Origin of the sequence: Pedobacter rhodius (assembly GCF_027213645.1) — a bacterium.
Lineage (GTDB): Bacteria > Bacteroidota > Bacteroidia > Sphingobacteriales > Sphingobacteriaceae > Pedobacter > Pedobacter rhodius.
In genome coordinates this window covers 186,980-207,382 of record NZ_JAPWGL010000004.1, presented here as the reverse complement: position 1 = coordinate 207,382, position 20,403 = coordinate 186,980, and the positions used below count along the sequence as shown (strand labels likewise).

General features: G+C 36.4%; 20 protein-coding genes. 3 read left to right on the top strand and 17 right to left on the bottom strand.

The features are described 5' to 3' along the window. The 6 genes from O0931_RS15185 to O0931_RS15160 form a co-directional block, all read right to left on the bottom strand. The gene (locus tag O0931_RS15185) at nucleotides 1-666 is read right to left on the bottom strand and encodes a hypothetical protein (RefSeq protein ID WP_269416436.1); all 666 of its coding nucleotides are present in this window, start codon (nucleotides 664-666) and stop codon (nucleotides 1-3) included. 1,051 nt (nucleotides 667-1,717) lie between these two features. Then, the gene (gene recA, locus O0931_RS15180; RefSeq protein ID WP_056869925.1) at nucleotides 1,718-2,731 is read right to left on the bottom strand and encodes a recombinase RecA; all 1,014 of its coding nucleotides are present in this window, start codon (nucleotides 2,729-2,731) and stop codon (nucleotides 1,718-1,720) included. Nucleotides 2,732-3,002: 271 nt separating this feature from the next. Next, nucleotides 3,003-3,668, bottom strand: a complete 666-nt coding sequence (gene nth, locus O0931_RS15175) for an endonuclease III (protein ID WP_269416435.1) — start codon at nucleotides 3,666-3,668, stop codon at nucleotides 3,003-3,005. Nucleotides 3,669-3,850: 182 nt separating this feature from the next. Continuing rightward, nucleotides 3,851-5,047, bottom strand: coding sequence for an MFS transporter (locus O0931_RS15170; protein ID WP_269416434.1), 1,197 nt, complete (start codon nucleotides 5,045-5,047; stop codon nucleotides 3,851-3,853). Between the two features lie 270 nt (nucleotides 5,048-5,317). Then, the gene (locus O0931_RS15165; RefSeq protein WP_269416433.1) at nucleotides 5,318-5,512 is read right to left on the bottom strand and encodes a hypothetical protein; all 195 of its coding nucleotides are present in this window, start codon (nucleotides 5,510-5,512) and stop codon (nucleotides 5,318-5,320) included. An 88-nt stretch (nucleotides 5,513-5,600) separates the two neighbouring features. Continuing rightward, complete coding sequence (locus O0931_RS15160; RefSeq protein ID WP_269416432.1) at nucleotides 5,601-6,185, bottom strand: RNA polymerase sigma factor; 585 nt, start codon at nucleotides 6,183-6,185, stop codon at nucleotides 5,601-5,603. 261 nt (nucleotides 6,186-6,446) lie between these two features. Here O0931_RS15160 and uvrA point away from each other — a divergent pair, with 261 nt between their 5' ends. Together uvrA and O0931_RS15150 are read left to right on the top strand one after the other, a co-directional pair. Beyond that, a complete protein-coding gene (uvrA, locus tag O0931_RS15155) occupies nucleotides 6,447-9,260 on the top strand; it encodes an excinuclease ABC subunit UvrA (RefSeq protein WP_269416431.1) in 2,814 nt (937 codons plus the stop codon). 8 nt (nucleotides 9,261-9,268) lie between these two features. Beyond that, nucleotides 9,269-9,922 (top strand): LysE family transporter, encoded by a 654-nt coding sequence (locus tag O0931_RS15150; protein WP_269416430.1) that lies wholly within the window; start codon nucleotides 9,269-9,271, stop codon nucleotides 9,920-9,922. A gap of 66 nt (nucleotides 9,923-9,988) precedes the next feature. Here O0931_RS15150 and O0931_RS15145 read toward each other — a convergent pair whose 3' ends face one another. The 11 genes from O0931_RS15145 to O0931_RS15095 form a co-directional block, all read right to left on the bottom strand. Continuing rightward, entirely contained in the window at nucleotides 9,989-10,567 is a 579-nt protein-coding gene (locus tag O0931_RS15145) for a hypothetical protein (RefSeq protein WP_269416429.1), read from the bottom strand. Between the two features lie 11 nt (nucleotides 10,568-10,578). After that, nucleotides 10,579-11,613, bottom strand: a complete 1,035-nt coding sequence (locus O0931_RS15140) for a DUF2157 domain-containing protein (protein ID WP_269416428.1) — start codon at nucleotides 11,611-11,613, stop codon at nucleotides 10,579-10,581. Between the two features lie 109 nt (nucleotides 11,614-11,722). Beyond that, the gene (locus tag O0931_RS15135) at nucleotides 11,723-13,936 is read right to left on the bottom strand and encodes a cation:proton antiporter domain-containing protein (RefSeq protein ID WP_269416427.1); all 2,214 of its coding nucleotides are present in this window, start codon (nucleotides 13,934-13,936) and stop codon (nucleotides 11,723-11,725) included. Between the two features lie 511 nt (nucleotides 13,937-14,447). After that, a complete protein-coding gene (locus tag O0931_RS15130; protein WP_269416426.1) occupies nucleotides 14,448-15,446 on the bottom strand; it encodes a bifunctional riboflavin kinase/FAD synthetase in 999 nt (332 codons plus the stop codon). Between the two features lie 110 nt (nucleotides 15,447-15,556). Continuing rightward, on the bottom strand, nucleotides 15,557-16,417 hold the full coding sequence (locus O0931_RS15125) for a YitT family protein (protein WP_269416425.1): 861 nt from the start codon (nucleotides 16,415-16,417) through the stop codon (nucleotides 15,557-15,559). Beyond that, on the bottom strand, nucleotides 16,414-17,145 hold the full coding sequence (truB, locus tag O0931_RS15120) for a tRNA pseudouridine(55) synthase TruB (RefSeq protein WP_269416424.1): 732 nt from the start codon (nucleotides 17,143-17,145) through the stop codon (nucleotides 16,414-16,416). Before truB ends, O0931_RS15125 begins: the two co-directional genes overlap by 4 nt. Before the next feature lie 26 nt (nucleotides 17,146-17,171). After that, on the bottom strand, nucleotides 17,172-17,966 hold the full coding sequence (locus O0931_RS15115) for an undecaprenyl-diphosphate phosphatase (RefSeq protein WP_269416423.1): 795 nt from the start codon (nucleotides 17,964-17,966) through the stop codon (nucleotides 17,172-17,174). Nucleotides 17,967-17,982: 16 nt separating this feature from the next. Then, on the bottom strand, nucleotides 17,983-18,369 hold the full coding sequence (locus tag O0931_RS15110) for a type II toxin-antitoxin system VapC family toxin (protein WP_269416422.1): 387 nt from the start codon (nucleotides 18,367-18,369) through the stop codon (nucleotides 17,983-17,985). After that, a complete protein-coding gene (vapB, locus tag O0931_RS15105; RefSeq protein WP_269416421.1) occupies nucleotides 18,369-18,572 on the bottom strand; it encodes a type II toxin-antitoxin system VapB family antitoxin in 204 nt (67 codons plus the stop codon). Before vapB ends, O0931_RS15110 begins: the two co-directional genes overlap by 1 nt. 38 nt (nucleotides 18,573-18,610) lie before the next feature. Next, a complete protein-coding gene (locus O0931_RS15100; protein ID WP_269416420.1) occupies nucleotides 18,611-18,838 on the bottom strand; it encodes a DUF3098 domain-containing protein in 228 nt (75 codons plus the stop codon). Then, on the bottom strand, nucleotides 18,838-19,716 hold the full coding sequence (locus O0931_RS15095) for a cell division protein FtsX (protein ID WP_269416419.1): 879 nt from the start codon (nucleotides 19,714-19,716) through the stop codon (nucleotides 18,838-18,840). The genes O0931_RS15100 and O0931_RS15095 overlap by 1 nt, the downstream gene beginning before the upstream one ends. Before the next feature lie 202 nt (nucleotides 19,717-19,918). Between O0931_RS15095 and O0931_RS15090 the strand changes: the two genes are divergently transcribed. After that, a complete protein-coding gene (locus O0931_RS15090; protein WP_269416418.1) occupies nucleotides 19,919-20,323 on the top strand; it encodes a hypothetical protein in 405 nt (134 codons plus the stop codon). Nucleotides 20,324-20,403: the final 80 nt, after the last annotated feature.

The window sequence follows — 20,403 nt, the reverse complement described above, 5'->3', positions numbered from 1 at the left end:
TTAATTTTTTATAAGATCGAATAATAGGTTGTTGTTCGTCTTAATTTTTTTGTTATTTGGGATCATTAAAATAAAATAAAGATGGTCGAATCTTTTTAAAAATAATATCTGTGCATTCAATGCTTTTTCTTTACTACTTGCAAATAGTTCCACATCTTGCTCACTATTGAATTTGATTGATAAATTATCTAATATTAAATGATAACTTAAAAAATTATTTTTTGCTTTTACCTTTAAAGAGTCACCAGAAATAGAGAGGTTTAGGCGTTGACAAATTTGAGGATTACTGTTAATATTTGACTGGTAGTTAAAGCTATTTAAAAATAATATTGAATTATAGATAACACCAATAGTCGGATGCGACTGACCAGTATTTAACCTGATTAATTCTTGCAGATTAGTTTTTTGATTTATTTTAAAACTACTAACAATAATCTTATACTTCCCGTCATAGTTAAATGTTGCAATAGGTAATTTCGTTTTATTAAAGTATGTTAAATCAGACTTGATTAAGTCTGATTTAATAAATATTTGAGCGTACAAGTTTGTTTTCTTTGTCCAAATTACACTTTTATCAATATGCCATATTTTGATTATTGAAATAACAAAATACAGTAAAAACGCAATGGCAATTATACCATAGAAATATATCCTTTTAAATTTCATCTACTTCTATTTAATTTCTCTAAGGAATTCCAACAGATTCCCGGGTAATAACAAACCACTCTAAAGCAGCGACCTGAATAATTACTACCGTCAATGTATCCGGTACCATAGCTCATACCACCCAACCCACTTAAAAAACCAAAATCGGTGTAAGAACCATATTATTTCGCCTGCACTATCGACAGTAGTGGGTTCCACATTTTCACCTAGGTTTCCACCACTATAGATAGTGTTTTCTGGTGCTTGGGCAAGGCCTCCTTTAATTTTTGACTCCATGCTCAGGCTGGAATCGACCAAACTCATCTACCCCATTAGTTCGAACTCTAATCTCTTTTTTCCCATGTCTTTAAAATTTAATTTTTATTAAAAAGATGATTCTACTGTAAACCTCAAAAAGTTTTATGAAGAAATGGTGAATAAAATATCGTTTTGGCGTTTCTATATTTTAAAATATTCCAATTTGTCTATTGGAATATAAGCACCTTGATAAATCTTCAATAATTTCCGAACGACAGACAGTTAGGCATGATGGACAGCGGTCCTGCATATTTAAAAATGATTGCCAAGCATTATGAAAGATTTGACTCTTAACAACATTTATGGGATAAGTATGGCATTATGAAAGAAGGTGTTTCTTTTAAGATATCATCCATGCTTAAGAAGAAATAGGATTAAGAAGCTGCTCTTTTAAATGTACTATTTATGATTTGTTGCTTAAAATTCCTTTAACCGCAATTCTACATTTGGATAATAGTCACTTTGTGGTTGTGTATAAGACTAAGCTGATTCTTTAACAACGAGCACTACGAAAACAGAAAAAGAGTGAAATTGATACTTATCTCGTTTTAGTCGATTTTCCGAATCAGTTAAAAACGAATTACGGAACCAAACTTGATTTTAAAGCAGAAACAAAAGGTACCGCAGAAATTATCACTAATGACGGACGATTAATTCAAAAGTTATTTGATAACTTAAATATATTATGAAAAAATAAAATGCAAAAGCCCCAAATTACTTACAATTTGGGGCTCTATTTAAATGTAGTGTTAAACTATTTTTCTTCTAATTTATCGCCGGTTACTTCAGCTTTAATTTTAACTTCTAATTCCTCAGCCAATTCAGGGTTATCACTTAAAAGTTGTTTAACCGCATCTCTTCCCTGGCCAAGTTTAGTATCGCCATAAGAATACCAGGAACCTGCTTTCTTAATGATGCCGAAATCTACGCCTAAATCGACAATTTCACCATTTTTAGAAATCCCTTCTCCAAACATCACATCAAACTCTGCGATGCGGAAAGGTGGAGCAACTTTATTTTTAACGATTTTAACTTTAACGCGGTTACCGGAAACCTCATCAGAATCTTTAATCTGAGAAATACGACGGATATCCAAACGAACTGAAGCATAGAATTTTAAGGCGTTACCACCGGTTGTTGTTTCAGGGTTACCGAACATTACGCCGATTTTATCACGTAATTGATTAATGAAGATACAGCAACATCCGGTTTTTGAAATTGTACCGGTTAGTTTACGTAACGCCTGACTCATTAAACGGGCATGTAAGCCCATTTTGCTGTCACCCATTTCGCCTTCAATTTCACTTTTAGGAACCAAAGCAGCAACAGAGTCAATAACAATTACATCAATAGCGCCCGAACGAATTAAGTTGTCGGCAATTTCCAAAGCCTGTTCCCCGTTATCCGGCTGCGAAATTAACAGGTTGTCTGTATCAACGCCTAGTTTTTTAGCGTAAAACTGGTCAAAAGCATGTTCCGCATCGATAAATGCCGCGATGCCACCTTTTTTCTGTGCTTCAGCAATAATATGTGTAGCTAAAGTTGTTTTACCTGAGGATTCAGGGCCATAAATTTCAATTACACGGCCTTTTGGAATACCGCCAATGCCTAAAGCAATATCTAAACTGATTGAACCTGTTGAAATAAAATCAATTGGTTCTATGGCGGTATCGCCAAGTTTCATTATGGTACCTTTACCATAAGATTTTTCTAATTTATCCAGCGTTAACTGCAGGGCTTTTAATTTGTCAGGATTTGCGCTTGCCATGTTTAATTGTAATTTGATTTCGTAAATATATTGAATTATCGGCTAATCTATTCTTATGTTTATAAGTAATAATACTAAAATATTTAGCTAAGTTAATGGTTTTTTGGCTAATGTCAATAGTAAAATGAAAATAAATTTATATTGGGTTACCAGTTAAAGGTCAAGGATTGCAAGGTATGTGTTTTATTCGTGGTTAAACAACAAGTTTACCGGTGTTTAGCTAAATTTATGTATCTGATAACCAGCCAACAAAACCTTAAACATTTAACCGTTAACTTCTTAATTTATCCCGCTCGTTTTGTGCAGTTAAACGTTCAAAATACCTGCACATATAGGTAATTTCACAAACAGCACATTTCGGATTTCTGGCAACACAAACATATCGCCCGTGAAGAATCAGCCAATGGTGAGCAATATGAATATCATGCTCGGGGAGGTTTTTAACCAAATCTTTTTCTACCGCAAGCGGCGTTTTACCACTGGTTAAACCTAATCTGTTTGCCACACGGAAAACGTGTGTATCAACAGCCATTGCCGGCGCATTGTAAATTACTGATGCAATTACGTTTGCTGTTTTACGGCCAACACCGGGCATTTTCTGCAAATCATCAATAGCTGAGGGAACCACATCATTAAATTCATTAACCAAAATATTTGCCATTCCAACTAAATGTTTGGCCTTGTTATTCGGATAGCTAATGCTTCTGATGTAATCGAAAACAATATCGGGCGTTGCTTCCGCAAGTGTTTTTGCATTAGGGAAACGCTGAAAAAGGGCAGGTGTAACCAGATTAACTCTTTTATCGGTACACTGTGCAGAAAGGATTACAGCAACTAAAAGTTGATAGGGATTATTATAATGTAATTCGGTTTCTGCATCAGGCTGCTTCGCAGAAAAGTGTTCTACAAAAAGTTTATAACGTTCTTTTTTAAGCATCAGCAAATATAAACGAAAGACAGGTTAATCGTTAAAGGGTTAACGGGTTAATTGTTTGAATCGGTTAAATAAAAAATCCTGACTGTAAAAGTGATAACCAATTGTATCCGACAGAGGCATATGGCAAATAAAACTAAACTCAGGTTGTTATTGAAAACCGTTTAAGAGACCAAATTTGCATATTAATGCAGTACAACATACTTTTCCTTCGCCTTAATTCCGTCAGAAGTTGGAATTGCAGCATTTCTTTTAATCAGCCAAAAAGCAAAGAAAGCCCCGAATAAAGCCATCGCCGCGCCAACGTAAGCCGGTGAAGTATAATCAAAACCATACACCAAAGGTAATCCGCCGAAAAACGCACCTAAAGCATTGCCAATATTAAAACTAGCCTGACTGGCAGAAGCAGCCAGCATTTCTGAGCCTTTGGCACTTTGAATCATTAACATTTGTATTGGTGCGGCTAAGGCAAAGGAAACTGCGCCGGTAAAAAAAGTCATGATTAATGCTAAAGGTTGACTGAAAGCCGTAAAATGAACAATGGTTAAAGTAACCACCATCGTCAATAATAAAGCTGCTGATGCTTTTGCGGGTGAAAATTTATCAGCAAGTATTCCACCGATGTAATTTCCAACCATCATACCTAAACCGGCAAGCATTAATATATAGGTTACGGCATTCGGCGAAAAACCTGCAACTTCTGTCATAAGCGGGGCGATATAGCTATACCAGGTAAATAAACCACCTGTGCCTATCGAAATCATAAAAATAATTATCCATGCATCTCTTTTTTTGAAAAAACTTAATTCTGCTTTTAAATCACGATTTTTAGTTGCTTCTAAAGCAGGCAACCATAATTTAAGACTTAATAACGTAACCAGCCCAACAAAAACGACAACTGCAAATGAAATTCTCCAGGAAAAATTATGGCCTATAAATGTGCCTAAAGGAACACCGACAATATTAGCAATCGTTAAACCCATAAACATTAACGAAACGGCTTGAGCAGCTTTTCCCTTTTCCGCAATTCGACTTGCAACCACAGAACCAACCCCGAAAAAGGCACCATGCGGTAAACCCGAAAGTAACCTGGCAATAAATAAAGTATCGAAAGTAGGCGCAAAGGCAGAAAAGGCATTAAACACCGTAAACATCACCATCAAAGCGATTAATATTTTTTTCGGTGGATATTTACCGGCAATCATAATTAAAAGCGGTGCGCCGATAACAACACCTAATGCATAGGCAGAAATTAAATGACCAGCTCGTGGAATGGATACGTTTAAATCTTTTGCAATATCAGGGAGCAGGCCCATCATAACAAATTCGGTTATTCCGATGCCCAAACCACCTAACGTAAGCGGGAGTAAGCTCTTATTCATATGCTTAGTGTTAAAATTACACTAAGCAAAGGTAAAGTTTTTTTAACCAATAAACTGTAAAATTCAAGACATTTTAAGCGAGATGAAAATGATGGATAGTGGAAGATGTAAAATGGCTGATGTAAAATGGCTGATGTAAGATGGAAAATGGATGATGTAAGATTGATGATGTAATGCAATCCGCACCATGACCCATCTAACCGCCTACATTTTTACATCTCAAAAAAAAAGCTGCTTCATTTATGAAGCAGCTTTTTAGCTCGTGTAAATTTACTTTGTTTTGCTGTAGGCTAAAATCCTGTTGATTGTATCGTCCAAAGGATTTTTAACCAGCCCATCTAACTTACTTTTGATTTGGTCATAAAATAAGTCAATTTCTGCGTCAGAATCGTTATCAGTTGTCGACTGAAACATGTTTTGTGTAGGTAAATTTACATTTGTTTTTGATGTAGAGGTTTTTGTCATAAGCAACTAAAAAGTTAATGTTTTATAAACTTAACGACAGTTCAGAGGCTTTATTTCAATCACTAAAACATTTTTTGTAACAAATTCATTACCCTTTATAGGTCATCTCTTTAGTCTTAAGCATTTTGCGCAAATTGCTTAAAGCATACCGCATACGTCCTAAAGCTGTATTAATGCTCACATCAGTTAAATCGGCTATTTCTTTAAAGCTTAACTCCGCATAGTGGCGCATTAAAAGTACCTCTTTCTGCTCATCAGGCAATAAATGTATCATGGCCTTTAAATCTTTATGTGTTTGGTCGCGGAGCATTTTTTCTTCTGCACTTTCATCATAAAAGTGTAGCATATTGAATACATCCATTCCATCAGAACTCGTGATGATAGGCGTCCTTTTTTCTTTTCGGAAATAATCGATAACTAAGTTATGCGCAATACGCATTACCCAAGGTAAGAATTTACCTTCCTCGTTATATCTTCCTGATCGCAGCGTATTAATTACTTTTATAAAAGCATCCTGAAAAATATCTTCTGCCAGATATTGGTCTTTAACCAACAAATAGATAGAAGTATAAATTTTACTTTTATGTCTTCTTAAAAGTTCCTGCAATCCATTCTCGTTCCCGGCAACGTATAACTTTACCAGGTCCTGATCATTATATGATTGTAAATTCATAGGTTTACCTACACTAAATCCCGTACTATTTGCTAAAAATTAATTTGTAGAAGTTTAATTTCTATAGCTGTTCTCCTATGTTTTTTGAATGTGTTAGTTTGGTTCTGAGATTGTTAATATCCAAAGAAAGTTAATTTTTTATCAAAAAACAAAAAATAAAATGTTAAAAAATAAATTAACCACCTCAGTACCCTATTTTTGTATATTGTTTATAAAACCCAGATAAGTAAAAAGGGTTGTATATTATATTCTTAATCATTCATGAGCAAAAAAGAAGCCGAAAAAGATCCGCATAAAAATATTATTATAAAAGGTGCCCGTGTACACAACCTTAAAAATATAGATGTTGCTATTCCAAAAAATAAATTAGTAGTGGTAACAGGTATGTCCGGTTCGGGTAAATCGTCGCTCGCATTTGATACTTTATACGCTGAAGGACAGCGGCGTTATGTAGAAAGTTTATCGTCATACGCCCGGCAGTTTATGGGCCGGATGAATAAGCCTGATGTTGATTATATAAAAGGTATTGCACCTGCAATTGCAATTGAACAAAAGGTAATCACCTCAAATCCGCGTTCTACCGTGGGTACATCGACAGAGATTTATGATTATTTAAAGCTGCTTTTCTCGCGGATTGGAAAAACGATATCCCCGGTTTCGGGAAAGGAAGTTAAAAAAGACTCAGTAAGTACCGTTGTCGATTACGTGAGTTCCTTACCCGGAGACACAACTGTAACAATTTTCTGCCCGCTTTACCCGCATAATAACAGAACCATTAAAGAAGAACTCGCCATCTTGTTGCAGAAAGGTTTTTTAAGGGTTTTGATAGCTGGTAAAATTTTAAAAATTGAATCCGTTTTAGATGATGCCGACTTTAAAGATGCCGAGTTAACGGATGACAAAACCGTACAAATTCTTATCGACAGGATTGTAACCAACCAGGAAGAAGAAACGTTAAGCCGGTTGGCAGATTCTGTTCAGACTGCTTTTTTTGAAGGGAAAGGCGATTGTTATGTTGAAGCTGAAGGCACAACAAAACATTTCAGCGACAGGTTTGAATTGGATGGTATGCGCTTTGAAGAGCCGACGCCGAATTTTTTCTCTTTTAACAATCCTTATGGTGCCTGTAAACGTTGCGAAGGATATGGGAATGTTATCGGAATTGATGAAGATTTGGTGGTGCCTGATAAGAGTAAAAGCGTTTATGATAATGCCATTGCGCCTTGGCGTGGCGAAAAAATGAGTGTCTGGCTGCAGAATTTTATTAAAGCTGCACCAAAATTTGATTTTCCGATTCATCGTTCTTACAGTGCGTTAACAGAAAAAGAGCAGCAATTGCTATGGACCGGCAATAAGTACTTTGCTGGATTGGATGCTTTTTTTAAAGAACTCGAGGAGCAAACATATAAAATTCAGTATCGTGTAATGTTGTCGCGTTATCGGGGAAAAACGACCTGTCCGGATTGTAAAGGTTCCCGTCTTCGTAAAGACGCGTCGTATGTTAAAATTGCGGAAAAATCAATTATTGATGTGGTTTTGATGCCTTTATCAAAAGCACTTGTTTTCTTTAACGAGTTGAAACTAAATGCAAACGATACTAAAATAGCCAAGCGTTTACTGGCGGAGATTGATAACCGTTTTCTATACCTTAATAATGTTGGCTTAGGTTATTTAACATTGAACCGGTTATCAAATACGTTATCCGGAGGTGAATCACAAAGGATTAACCTGGCAACCTCCTTAGGTAGCAGTTTGGTTGGTTCGATTTATGTTTTAGATGAACCGAGTATTGGCTTGCACCCCAGGGATACGAATAAACTTATTGAAGTTTTAATTTCATTAAGAAATGTGGGTAATACGGTAATTGTTGTAGAACATGAGGAAGAAATGATGCGTGCTGCCGATTACATTATTGATATTGGTCCGGAAGCCGGAACACATGGCGGAAATCTCGTGTTTAGTGGTAATTACGAGGAAATTCTTAAAGATAAAAAAAGCTTAACAGGCCGGTATCTGGCCGGAATTGAGAAAATAGCAATCCCGGAGAAGCGCCGCAAATGGAAAGACCATGTATTGATTAAAGGTGCGAGAGAAAACAACCTTCAGAATATTGATGTAAAATTCCCGCTTGGTGTTTTCACTGCAGTTAGTGGTGTTTCGGGTTCGGGTAAAACCAGTTTGGTTAAAAAGATTTTATACCCGGCATTGCAGAAAGCCATTGGCAATTATGCAGGCGAACAAACCGGAACCTACGATGGCATTTTCGGTAATTATGATCTGGTTAGTGCTGTTGAAATGGTCGATCAGAATCCAATCGGCCGTTCAAGCCGTTCAAACCCGGTAACTTATGTTAAAGCCTGGGATGATATCAGGGCATTGTTTTCAGGTTTAGCAGCCGCAAAAGCAGCAGGCTTGAAACCGGCGGCTTTCTCTTTTAATGTTGAAGGTGGCCGTTGTGATGTTTGCCAGGGGGAGGGCGAAGTTAAAATTGAAATGCAATTTATGGCCGATATTTACCTGCCTTGTGAAGCTTGTGGTGGTAAACGTTTCAAACAACAGGTTTTAGATGTGACCTACAAAGAGAAAAACGTTTCCGAGATTCTGGATATGACTATTGATGAAGCGGTTGAATTCTTTAAGGATGAGCAAAAGATTCTGAATAAATTAAATCCTCTTGTTGATGTAGGTTTGGGTTATGTTCATTTGGGTCAATCTTCTAATACTTTATCCGGCGGTGAAGCACAGCGTATTAAGCTGGCATCTTTCTTAATTAAAGGGAATAATGCCAATAAAACCTTATTTATTTTTGATGAACCGACAACAGGTTTACATTTTCATGATATCAAAAAACTACTTAAAGCCTTAAACACTTTAATAGAACAAGGTAATACGATTTTGGTTATCGAGCACAATATGGATATGATTAAATGTGCCGATTGGGTAATTGATATCGGTCCGGAAGGTGGCGACGGTGGGGGTCAACTGGTTTTTGAGGGCGTACCTGAAGATCTGGTAAAAGAGAAAAGTTCTTATACAGGTAAATATTTGGCATCTCATTTAAATTTAAATCCATAATTTCGGCAATGCTTTTTGTAACGTTTTTCTTGGGCATTGTTGTGAATGCTATGGGTTATATTCCTCCGGGCAATATTAATCTTACTGTTGCACAACTTGCTATAAATAAGGGCATGCGGCAGGTTTGGTATTTCATTCTTTCTTTTTCCTGCGTTGAAATCTGCTTTACTTTCGGTATGATGCGTTTTGCCCGTTGGGCGATGAGTGATATTAACCCAAATGCCGCAGTAAGTGAAGTAAGGTTGGGTACTTTAGTCGATTGCTTTATGATTCTCATGTTTATTGTTATGGGAACAATAACCTGGGTAAATCGTAAAAAAGCACCTAAAACAAGTGCAAGGAAAGATGATAAACGCAGCGGAAGTGTTTTATACGGGTTAATACTTGGTGTTTTAAATCCTGTTCAAATTCCGTTCTGGTTATTTTTTGGGAATTACGTTATCCTGCATGAATGGATTAAAACAGATTACCTGTCGTTAATTATTTTTAGTATTGGCTCCGGATTTGGTTCGGCACTGGCATTGTATGTATATGCACATTTCGCCACTTTTATTCAGGAAAAATTTGCGCTAAGTAGTTTAATTATTAATAAATCGATAGCAATATTTTTATATGTTTTAGCCGTTTATTTAATTGTGAAGCAGCTGATAATTATTCTATAGGAATTGAGGTAGTCTTAAGGTCAATCTGTTAAGGAATTTTTTTCAACAGTTAACTTTTAGTTCCTACTACTGATTCTCGATGATAAGCCTTGGCCCTCCGTTGTTGTAAACACATTTATCAAATGTCAATTTACTCTTTGGGAAATTTATTGAGCAACCATTCAGGGTATCTGGAACTGCTACTTTAATTTCTATTACTTTGATAAATATTGGAATCTTTGTGTATCTGCTCAACTTGTAAGTAAATAAGGGGCCACCTGAAAAACCCTGATCTTTTTTATATTCGATTTTGTAGTTTTCGAATTCCCATTTTTCTTCTACAGTTATTGTTCCGGCAATCTTAGATAGACAAACCAAGCCGAATAGTCCAAATACGGATACCACAAAAATGACAATCTTTGTTTGAGGACTTATTACTTGAACAATAAATGTGTAAGAAGTTGCTAAAATGGCAAAAAACAAAATTTCATTGAAATAAGGAAATGTATAAGAATATCCGATGAGTATTGGTAAAAATAGTAAGGCACTAGCAATTAAGAGTGTTTTGACAATTTCTCTTGAACTATATTTTAGAAGCAGTTCGCCGACTACGGGTGATAAGAGGAACCATAAAATATTGAATCCTTGTTCCACTAAATAATACATAACTTAATCTTTTACTTTAAAAACTCAACATTCCAGATCTTCTCAGCCTTTCTGCCAATAAGCCAGAATGATGCTGCTAAGATTGAAAAGAATAAGGCTTTGTGCCAGCTATCCCAGAAGTATTCGAAATAGCGGGTATATAGATTTAGGAATAGAAACGTAATTCCAAATTCACGGGCGATATCATCATGGTACTTTAAGCCGAATACGGTACTGGCTACACAAACTGCGGCCGAAATTAAAGCCCAGTAAAATAAACTTAATTGTCTTACCGTATACCATTCTTCTAAACTGGCAAAGTTGCCAAAAACCGATAATGCCCACAAGGCGACAAAGAGATAAACCATTCCGGCAATATAAGTAACCTGGAAAAAGTGCTGCATTTTCGGATTTACTTTCATAATAAACGAAGCTGCAGTAAGTATTGCTCCGAAAATTACAAAACGTAAAGGATAATTCATTCCAAGGAAATAGTAATTCCAGCGGCTCAGGTAACCCGTTTCAGTTCCGAACCAGGCGCCGAGCGAGATAAGGGCGAAAATCCAGATTAATCTCGAATTGAAAATAAATCCAAGGGCACCGTAAATGAAAACCGAAATTAATATCAGAATTGAAAAGTTTCCTGAACCATTATCCAATGCTTTGCCAAAATAAGCAATGGCATTGGCTGTTAAAAGGATAGCAGAGAAAACAATGGCTTCGTTGCTAAATTTTAAGTGTGCCAATTTTTTCTTTCTGCGGAAACCTAAAATGTACAGCCATGCGGCCAATCCACCTGAAACGATAGCAATAACAATATTCGGTGTATCATAAACGCGCTTAAGGTAATTGAGGATGGAATTATCGATTAACAACGAACCTAATGCAATGAAACCACAAGCAAGTGCAACCCAAAACGCATATTGCGCCAATCGAAGCCAATCAAAATTTTTCGCTTCATAGCTTTTACGGAGTTTATTACTCGTTTCTTCATTAATTAAGCCATTGGTTTCCCATTGCTCAATCATATCATCCAAAAACTCACTTTTTTCTCTATCTACTTTCATAGGTTGGGTTGTACACGAAGATATAAAATTAGTATCAAGATGTTGGTATCAAGTATCAAGACCAGTTTATTAAATAAATCCTTTTAAACTTCTTACACCCGACCCTTGGCTATAGTACTTCTTTTATCTTCTTCTTATTTCCTACAATCCAGATGACATCGCCATTATCGAAAACAAAATCTGAAGACGGATTTAAAATCTTATCGGCTCCGCGTTCAATACCTACAATTAAAGCCTGTGCCTTTTCTCTTATGCCTGCATTTCTGATGCTCAGACCATAAACCGGAGATTCGGTATTGACGACAACTTTCTGCAAAGTCATTTCTTTATCCGGAAAACTTTTTTCCTGCCCGGTTTCCGGTATATCAACTTCTAAAATGGCTTTAACAGCCGCGAGCTGATCGTCGGCACCTATTAACAATAATTTATCGTTGGGATATAATCGCTCATCTCTGCCTGGTGTGGGAATACTGTTGCGGCCACGCTCGATCATGGCAATGTTGACCCCATATTTCTCCCGAATCATCAGACTTGCCAGCGTCATACCGACTACTTCTGATTCTGGTGAGACCATAAGCTCTGCCAGGTGTGTATCCCATGGTAAAATGGCGGGTTTTTGATTTTCACGGTCATTTAAATTGAGCATGAAACGTTTCTCTAACTTATCATAAAATGACTGCAGTTTTCGTGCGAAAATAATCATCCCCAAAATAATCAGCACCAGCGCAATTCCTGCGGCAATTACGGTATCAAAAAATTCGTACATTAAAAAGCCCACAAAGAAAATGCCTAAGGCAATTCTGAAAATTTCGATGGCAATCAGCGGTCCGCGGGTGTATTTTTTGTTTAACCAAAGATGCGCATAAGCCGTCTTCTGAATTCTTCGGATGGATAATGCCCATAAAAAAGGAGCCATCAGAATAAACGAAACTACAATACTGATAATAATCGAAGTTAAGCTGTTCGCTATATTTTTAACGATAAAAGGTTGAACATATCGGTAAGCCAGAAAAATAATTGCGATAATAATAACCGAGTGGATAATCGTATTAAATATATACGAACGCAGTAATATTTTCCAATCGCTTAATGTAGTAATGCCTTCTGTACTTGAACTGTATCTTTCAATTCCATCGAGCCATTTTTGAGGTAATTTTCTTTTTAAATACTGATAGAATGGTTCTGATAATTTAATTAAATACGGAGTTGTAAAGGTTGTTATTGCAGCGGCGGCTACGGCTATCGGGTAAAGGAAATCGCTCGTTACTTTTAGCGTTAAACCAAGTGAAGCGATGATGAAAGAAAATTCACCGATTTGGGCTAAACTCATACCCGATTGTACCGATGTTTTAAGCGGTTGCCCGGATAATAATGCACCGAGAATGGTGAACAATATTTTTCCGAAAATAATTATGAATGCAGCAATAAGAATTGGTATTGCATATTTTACCAGCATTGCAGGATCTATAAGCATACCAACAGACACAAAGAATACTGCGGCAAATAAATCTTTAACTGATTTCGTTAAGTGTTCAATGCGCTCGGCCTGAGTGGTTTCGGCCAGGATAGAACCCATTATAAAAGCACCAAGGGCAGGAGAGAAGCCCACTTTATCGGCCAATAATACCATAACTAAACATAGTGCCAGTGAAACCACCAGCATGGTTTCATCATTCATTAATTTTTTCGTGGCTTTTAAGAAAGAAGGAACCAGAAATATACCACCGAGAAACCAAAGCACCAAGAAGAAAGCAAGTTTCAAAATAGAAAAAAGCATTTCTGTTCCGGCCGATTGCTGACTGACAGCCAAAGTAGAAAACAGTACCAATATTAAAATGGCAACCAAATCTTCTACAATTAAGATACCGAAAACCAAACCTGCGAATTTCTTGTGTTTTAAGCCAAGTTCTTCGAAAGCCTTTATGGTTATCATGGTAGAAGAAATAGACAAAACGCCGCCAAAGAATAAGCTATCCATGTTCGACCAGCCCATCGCTTTGGCAACTAAATAACCTGCCAGAATAATAAATAACACTTTTACAATTGCCGTGATAGAAGCCGCGCCGCCTACCTTAACCAGTTTTTTAAAACTAAATTCTAAACCTAAGCTAAATAACAGGAAGATTACACCAATTTCACCCCAGATGTTGATGCTTTTCGTATCGGTTACCGTTGGGAAAAAGCTGAGGTGCGAACCCACTAAAAGACCGGCTAAAATGTAGCCTAAAACCAAAGGCTGTTTAATTCTTTTAAATATGAGCGTCGTTATTCCCGCTGCGGCAAGAATTAAACCTAAATCGGCAATTAAATCTGGTAAATGCATCTATAGAAATTCGATAATATGTAAAATACAAAAGCATAGCATTTGCTATGGATATGTTTTCGGGAGATTCTGCATCACTGCGGTTTATCGGGAAATTTTACCAGAAAACGTGTTTCGGGTAAAACATATTAAATAAACACCAATAATTAAATTTTAATCTTTTGATTACAACTTTAGCATAGATGGTTTTATTCTTTAAAAAGAGAAAGACAAGAAATGTGAGCAAAATGAACGGTGTTTGTGAAATCTTTAGAACAACATTGTTGAGGAAATCTTTTTGCAGTCTATCGTTTTCCCGGCTGAAATCCGAATTAACTTTTACCTGTTTTTTGCTTGAAATAAAACTGATTTTAGGGCTTTTATTTAAAGCAATATTGTTCTTCTCCTGCGACGCAAAGCCTGCAAAATTTATAGAAAACAGGAAGAAGATAATAATGTAAAAAAGCCTCATTGCTGCTAATATAGCTAAAATGAGGCTTTTTTGAAAGTAAAAGCTGCAAAAAAAAAACGTTTATTCTGCGGTTCTGAAATAATCTAAAGTTGCTTCTTTGTCTTTTTGGAGTTGAACAGTTAAGGCTTCTAAACCGGTAAATTTCACATCATGACGCAGGAACTTTAAAAAATTCATTTTAATATCCTGGCCATAAATTTCCCGGTCGAAATCGAAGATGTTAACTTCAATATTTCGGGTCATTCCGTTTATGGTTGGTCGCTGACCAATGTAAGCCATGCCTTTAAAGGTTAGCGGTTTAGGACTGTAAGGTGTAGGGGTTTCATCCTCAGACTTCAGACTTCGGACTTCGGACTCTGAACTCATTTCTACTGTTACGGTATAAATACCATCGCCGGGAATTAATTTATAAGTTTCCTCTACAAAAATGTTAGCCGTAGGAAAGCCAATGGTTCGGCCAATTTTATCGCCTTTAATAACCCTGCCGAAAATAGAAAACGGATAGCCTAAATAATCGGCTGCTAAACTTACATCGCCTGCCAGAAGCGCCTGCCGGATTTTAGTTGAACTTACGGCCACATCATGAATGTCCTGTTCCATAATTTCTTCGACAGTAAAGCCAAAATGAATTCCTGCAGCCTTTAAATCGTTTAAATTACCTGAGCGGTCTTTACCAAAACGATGGTCGTAACCAATAATGATGTGCTTTGTACCGATGTTATTTACCAAAGTATTTTTGATGTAATCTTCGGGAAGCTGATTGGAAAAATCTCTGGTAAACGGTGTAATAATAAGATGGTCGACACCTAAATTTTTTAAAATTTCGGCTTTTTCATTGATGGTGTTTATCATTTTTAAATCCAGGTTTTCAGGATCGATAATCATACGCGGATGCGGGAAAAAAGTTAGGATTACACTTTCTCCATTATCGGCTTTTGCTTTTTCGACCAATTGTTTAATGATTTTTTGATGGCCGAAATGTACGCCATCGAAAGTGCCAATCGTAACAATGGCATTATCTAATTTCTTAAAATCGGAAAGGTTATGGTATATTTTCAATGGTGTGCTCTTTATGGCTTTGGGTTTTTGCGTTAGGGATGGCAGCGGTAAACAGCCCGACCCCTTGCGCAGCTTGGGGTAACGCCCAAATTCCTTTTTAATTATTTAATTTAATGTAAGGCATGGCGTTTAACCACACCGCCTTTTATATCGGCAATTTGTTGTTGTATTACAAAAGCATCTGGGTCTATTTGCCTGATGGCTGTTTGTAATTTACTCATTTCCAGTTTGGTAACTACCGTAAAAACAATATCGATATCTTTTTTCTCGCCATAACCACCCTCGCCTTTATAAATGGTTACACCACGTTTCATATCACCAATAATAAAGCCCTTTATTGCTTCCTGATGCTCTGAAATGATGGTTACGCCCGTATATTGTTCTATTCCATTTACAATAAAATCAATAGTGCTCGAAGCTGATAAATAGGTTAAAATGGCATATAAAGCCGTTTCAATATTTAGAAAATATGCAGCAAAAGCAAAAATAATGATGTTTAAAATTAAGATGATATTACCAACAGTTAAGATGCTGTTTTTACTGATGTAGAGTGCTAAAACCTCCGTTCCATCGATTACACAACCACCCCGCATGGCCAGACCTATTCCGCCCCCGAGAAACAATCCTCCAAAAAAGGCAATCAATAATTTGTCGTGGGTAATGGGTTGAAAGGGTAAAACAACCAGGGCGATGGAAAGTGCAGCGATTGCGATGGCTGTTCTCAGTGCAAAGCCTTTTCCGATTTGCCTGAAACCCAAAATTACAAATGGAATATTAATTATCGCAATGAGGTAGGATAAATTCCAGCCCGTCAGCGTACTTACCAACAGGGAAATACCGGTAACGCCACCATCTATAAAATGACTGGGCATTAAAAAACTTTTTAAACCAAAACAAGCTGAGGTAACACCGGCCACAATTAACAGGATTTCTTTAATTAACCGGGCGTTCTTGTTTTTGATGTGGTTCATGCTTCTTCTTGTGCTTTAGCTTCTTCTTTCTTACTGCGAATATAATTAACAAGCTCTAAAACCTCAAACGAATTGGAAAGCAAAAAGTTTCCGCTACGGGTACGTGTCAGTTTCGAAAGATATGCCCCATTATTTAATTGCTTACCAAAATCGGATATTAAAGAGCGAATGTATGTGCCTTTACTGCAAACAATTCTGAAATCGATTTCCGGCAATTCGATTCGGGTAATTTCAAACTCAGGAACAGAAACGAAGCGTTTGCGTAACTCTACTTCTTCACCTAACCTGGCTTTAACATACAGGCGTTCGCCGTTTACTTTTACTGCAGAATGGGCCGGCGGATATTGTTCTATATCGCCTGTGAAAGGTTTACATGCTTCGTAAATTTCTGCTTCTGTAATTTTGCTGGTGTCAAAAGTTTCATCAACTTCAGTTTCCATATCGAATGATGGCGTGGTGGCGCCCAAAATCATGGTGCCTGTATATTCTTTTTCTTCAGCCTGGAAAGTGTCTATCTGCTTGGTTAATTTTCCTGTGCAAATGATTAATAAACCTGTTGCCAGCGGGTCTAGTGTACCTGCGTGGCCAACCTTAAGCTTTAATGGCTTTAAAGAATTCCGGATTTTGCCAACCACATCAAATGATGTCCATTTGTATGGCTTATTAATCAGCAGCAATTCGCCTTCGGCAAAATTGAAATCTTTAAATTTTGAATTTTCTGTACTCACGAATCTTTTTTGCGCAAAGATACAGATTAAATAATTTGTAGGTTATGGCCTGTATATAACAAAATGATTAAGATTAACCCGGCTACAATTCTATACCAGCCGAAAACTTTGAAACCATGTTTATTCAGGAAGCCAATAAAACTTTTAATGGCTAAAAGTGCTACAACGAATGCAACCACATTGCCAATAATTAGCAAATTAGTTTGCTCATGTGTAATTGTATTGCCCTCTTTATAAAAATCGTAAAGTTTTTTAGCTGTAGCGGCGAACATAGTTGGAACCGCTAAAAAAAATGAAAATTCAGCGGCTACTTTTCTGCTTAGTTTTTGGCTCATACCACCAACAATGGTTGCACCGGAACGGGAAACGCCGGGAATCATGGCGATACACTGGAAGAAACCAATCTTCAAAGCCGTAAAATAAGTTACATTTTCCTCTTCGGTAACTGTTGGTTGGTTAAACCATTTATCAACGAATAATAAAATTACGCCGCCGACTAACAACGAAATACCCACCGCCATCGGACTTTCTAAAAGTTCATCAATTTTTTTGCTGAGTAAAAGGCCGAAAATAGCTGCGGGAATAAAGGCCACTAACAGCTTAATGTAGAAGTTTATGGATTTAAAGAATCTTTTGAAGTAAAGTACCACCACAGAAAGTATTGCCCCAAGCTGAATGGCAACAGTAAACAGTTTTACAAAAGGATCGCTGGCGATACCCATCAAAGAGGAGCCAATAATCATGTGGCCGGTACTTGATACGGGCAAAAATTCAGTTAATCCTTCAATAATTGCAAGGATAATGGCTTCAAAAGAATTCATAGTTGTTATTTATTGGCTATTGCCAAAGTAATTTTATTTTGTAGTTTTTTAATTTTTGATCTTTGGATATTAAAGTTAAATTCTCGGCAATTGCTTGTGAGACGATGATTCTATCAAAGGGGTCGTTATTAAAAAAATCGAGATTTAATAATGTAGTTAGGTGGGCTTCGTTAATGGATATTATTTCAATTTGATTTCTTTCTGTAAATCGAAAAAGTTCATCAAAGTCTATACTTAGTTCGAGCTTACCTATTTGTTTTTTTATTGCTATTTCCCACATAGAAGCAATACTTAAGAAGCATGGCTCGTTAATATCAGAAAGCTTATTTTTGATAAATGCCGGTAGTTGACTATCTCCGGCAACAAACCATAAAAAAGTATGGGTGTCTAATAAAAAAGCCATTAAACGTAATCCGTGAACATTTCTAATGGCTCGTCAAAATCATCGTCCAATTTAATTTTGCCTTTGGCATAACCAAACTCGCGTGATTTTAGTTTAGGTTTATTTTTGTTCTTTGTTTTCAAAAATTCAACAAAATCTGCTACTTCCCGCCTAAGATTCATAGGCAAGGAATTTATTTCTATCTGCAAATTAGTTGTCGTCATACCATAAAGTTAAAAAAGAGTTAACTTAAAGCAAAATATTATTTTTTAAGAATGGCGTATATCCCAAAAGCAAAACCAAATAGCACAACTAAAGGTGCCAGCAAAGTTCTTCTGAAGTCATAAATATCGCCTGTGGTACCCATCATTAAGATAAAACCAACAGCTACAATCGCCATGCTGATTAGTAATAACTGATAGTTTTTTTTGGTAAAAACCAATTCGCTTTTAACGTCCTTTGCAATCGGACTTGTTTTTTTTTCTGCCATTATCTGTAAAGATGATAAGATTTTAAACGTAAATACCTGCTTACTGCAAACCAGGTACTAATACCTGTAATGAAAATACCGATGACGACCAGGCTGATAAACACAAAGCCAAATTCTTTGTAGTTATTCAGGATAATGATTTCAGGTACTTCTTTACGGGCATATATTAATGTTGCCAGCAAAATAATAATTGCAATAAATGCCGCAATTAAACCATGTAGCGCAGCATATAATAAGAAAGGACGTCTGATAAAATTTTTCGTTGCACCAACCAGCTGCATACTTTTAATTAAAAATCTCTGTGAATAAATCGCTAGTCGTATGGTGTTGTTAATCAGTGCGATAGAAATAACCAATAATAAAGCAGCGAACGCTAAAATAATTAAGCCAATGGTATTGATGTTTTTGTTTACCATATCAATTAAAGAACTCTGGTAAACCACTTCTTTAACAACAGGGTTTTTTGCAATATTGGCCTTCAAAGCATCAATGCTCTTATTATTGGCATAATCTGCTTTTAAATATACATCGAAAGTTGAGGTTAAGGGGTTGTAACCTAAAAAGTTAACAAAATCTTCGCCTAAATCCTGCGTTAAATTTCTTGCGGCAAGTTCTTTATTTACATACTGCGTTTGCTTGACGGCAGGGTTAGCGTTCAGTTCTTTTTGAAACGCTAAAACATCAGTTTCTTTAGCACCTTCATCAACAATAATATTTAAAACGATGTTTTCTTTAACGTAGTTAGACAGGTTTTTGGCATGTACAAGTACCAACCCAAGCAGCCCAAGCATCAATAAAACCAAGGCTATGCTTATAATCGTCGAGATATAAACGGTTTTGGTTTTCTTAGATGCGTCACTTACTTCGAATTCTTCCATGTATTTCAATTTTGTTTTTGCGAAAATATAAATTATACCTGATAAACGCCAATATAAAGCATTTCTAAATGAAACATAACGTGCTTTGATAAGATTTAGTTCAGTTCGTAATGAAAAGTCGAATCAGTGGCTTTTTTTAAATCCGTACGAAAACCAGAGAAATGGCGTTTATTACCATAACTAAAACTTAAATCTACTCTAAATGAAAAAACAAATTACCATACTGAGTTTGCTTTTTTTGGTAACAACGGCATTGTTTTCCTGTAAAAAGGATGAGACTTCCTTAAAAGCCAGGATTATTGGAAAATGGACCGTAAATAAAATTGAAGTATCAGGAAATACAAATGAATCACTCAACGGAACATTTAATTACACCATTAATGATTATATAGATTTCAAATCAAGTGATGATGATCAGGTAGAGCTGAGTTTAACCAACCAGCGTACAATCGGTACCTTTACGGTATCACTTGGCAACGATTTCGGAATGGTTTTTCCTGAAGGAACATCTTACTGTACCGTTTCCACACTTTCGGGAACGCAGCTCCAGTTTACCGCTAAAATTGATAAAACCAACATCGTTAAAAAATATTATTTAACGAGATAAAAATCTTAATCCCCCGATTATTTGCTTGCGCCATTGGTTGTTTTAATCAATGGCGCATTTTTTTATGGTCTCTTCGAATT

Bases quoted from the DNA above. Each gene is read 5' to 3' on its own strand.
- O0931_RS15090 (WP_269416418.1), top strand. From the start codon at position 19,919: ATGAAAAAACAAATTACCATACTGAGTTTGCTTTTTTTGGTAACAACG.
- O0931_RS15095 (WP_269416419.1), bottom strand. From the start codon at position 19,716: ATGGAAGAATTCGAAGTAAGTGACGCATCTAAGAAAACCAAAACCGTT.
- O0931_RS15170 (WP_269416434.1), bottom strand. From the start codon at position 5,047: ATGAATAAGAGCTTACTCCCGCTTACGTTAGGTGGTTTGGGCATCGGA.
- O0931_RS15150 (WP_269416430.1), top strand. From the start codon at position 9,269: ATGCTTTTTGTAACGTTTTTCTTGGGCATTGTTGTGAATGCTATGGGT.
- O0931_RS15115 (WP_269416423.1), bottom strand. From the start codon at position 17,966: ATGAATTCTTTTGAAGCCATTATCCTTGCAATTATTGAAGGATTAACT.
- O0931_RS15160 (WP_269416432.1), bottom strand. From the start codon at position 6,185: ATGAATTTACAATCATATAATGATCAGGACCTGGTAAAGTTATACGTT.
- recA (WP_056869925.1), bottom strand. From the start codon at position 2,731: ATGGCAAGCGCAAATCCTGACAAATTAAAAGCCCTGCAGTTAACGCTG.
- vapB (WP_269416421.1), bottom strand. From the start codon at position 18,572: ATGACGACAACTAATTTGCAGATAGAAATAAATTCCTTGCCTATGAAT.
- O0931_RS15110 (WP_269416422.1), bottom strand. From the start codon at position 18,369: ATGGCTTTTTTATTAGACACCCATACTTTTTTATGGTTTGTTGCCGGA.
- O0931_RS15135 (WP_269416427.1), bottom strand. From the start codon at position 13,936: ATGCATTTACCAGATTTAATTGCCGATTTAGGTTTAATTCTTGCCGCA.
- nth (WP_269416435.1), bottom strand. From the start codon at position 3,668: ATGCTTAAAAAAGAACGTTATAAACTTTTTGTAGAACACTTTTCTGCG.
- O0931_RS15165 (WP_269416433.1), bottom strand. From the start codon at position 5,512: ATGACAAAAACCTCTACATCAAAAACAAATGTAAATTTACCTACACAA.
- O0931_RS15145 (WP_269416429.1), bottom strand. From the start codon at position 10,567: ATGTATTATTTAGTGGAACAAGGATTCAATATTTTATGGTTCCTCTTA.
- O0931_RS15100 (WP_269416420.1), bottom strand. From the start codon at position 18,838: ATGGCAGAAAAAAAAACAAGTCCGATTGCAAAGGACGTTAAAAGCGAA.
- O0931_RS15140 (WP_269416428.1), bottom strand. From the start codon at position 11,613: ATGAAAGTAGATAGAGAAAAAAGTGAGTTTTTGGATGATATGATTGAG.
- uvrA (WP_269416431.1), top strand. From the start codon at position 6,447: ATGAGCAAAAAAGAAGCCGAAAAAGATCCGCATAAAAATATTATTATA.
- O0931_RS15185 (WP_269416436.1), bottom strand. From the start codon at position 666: ATGAAATTTAAAAGGATATATTTCTATGGTATAATTGCCATTGCGTTT.
- O0931_RS15125 (WP_269416425.1), bottom strand. From the start codon at position 16,417: ATGAACCACATCAAAAACAAGAACGCCCGGTTAATTAAAGAAATCCTG.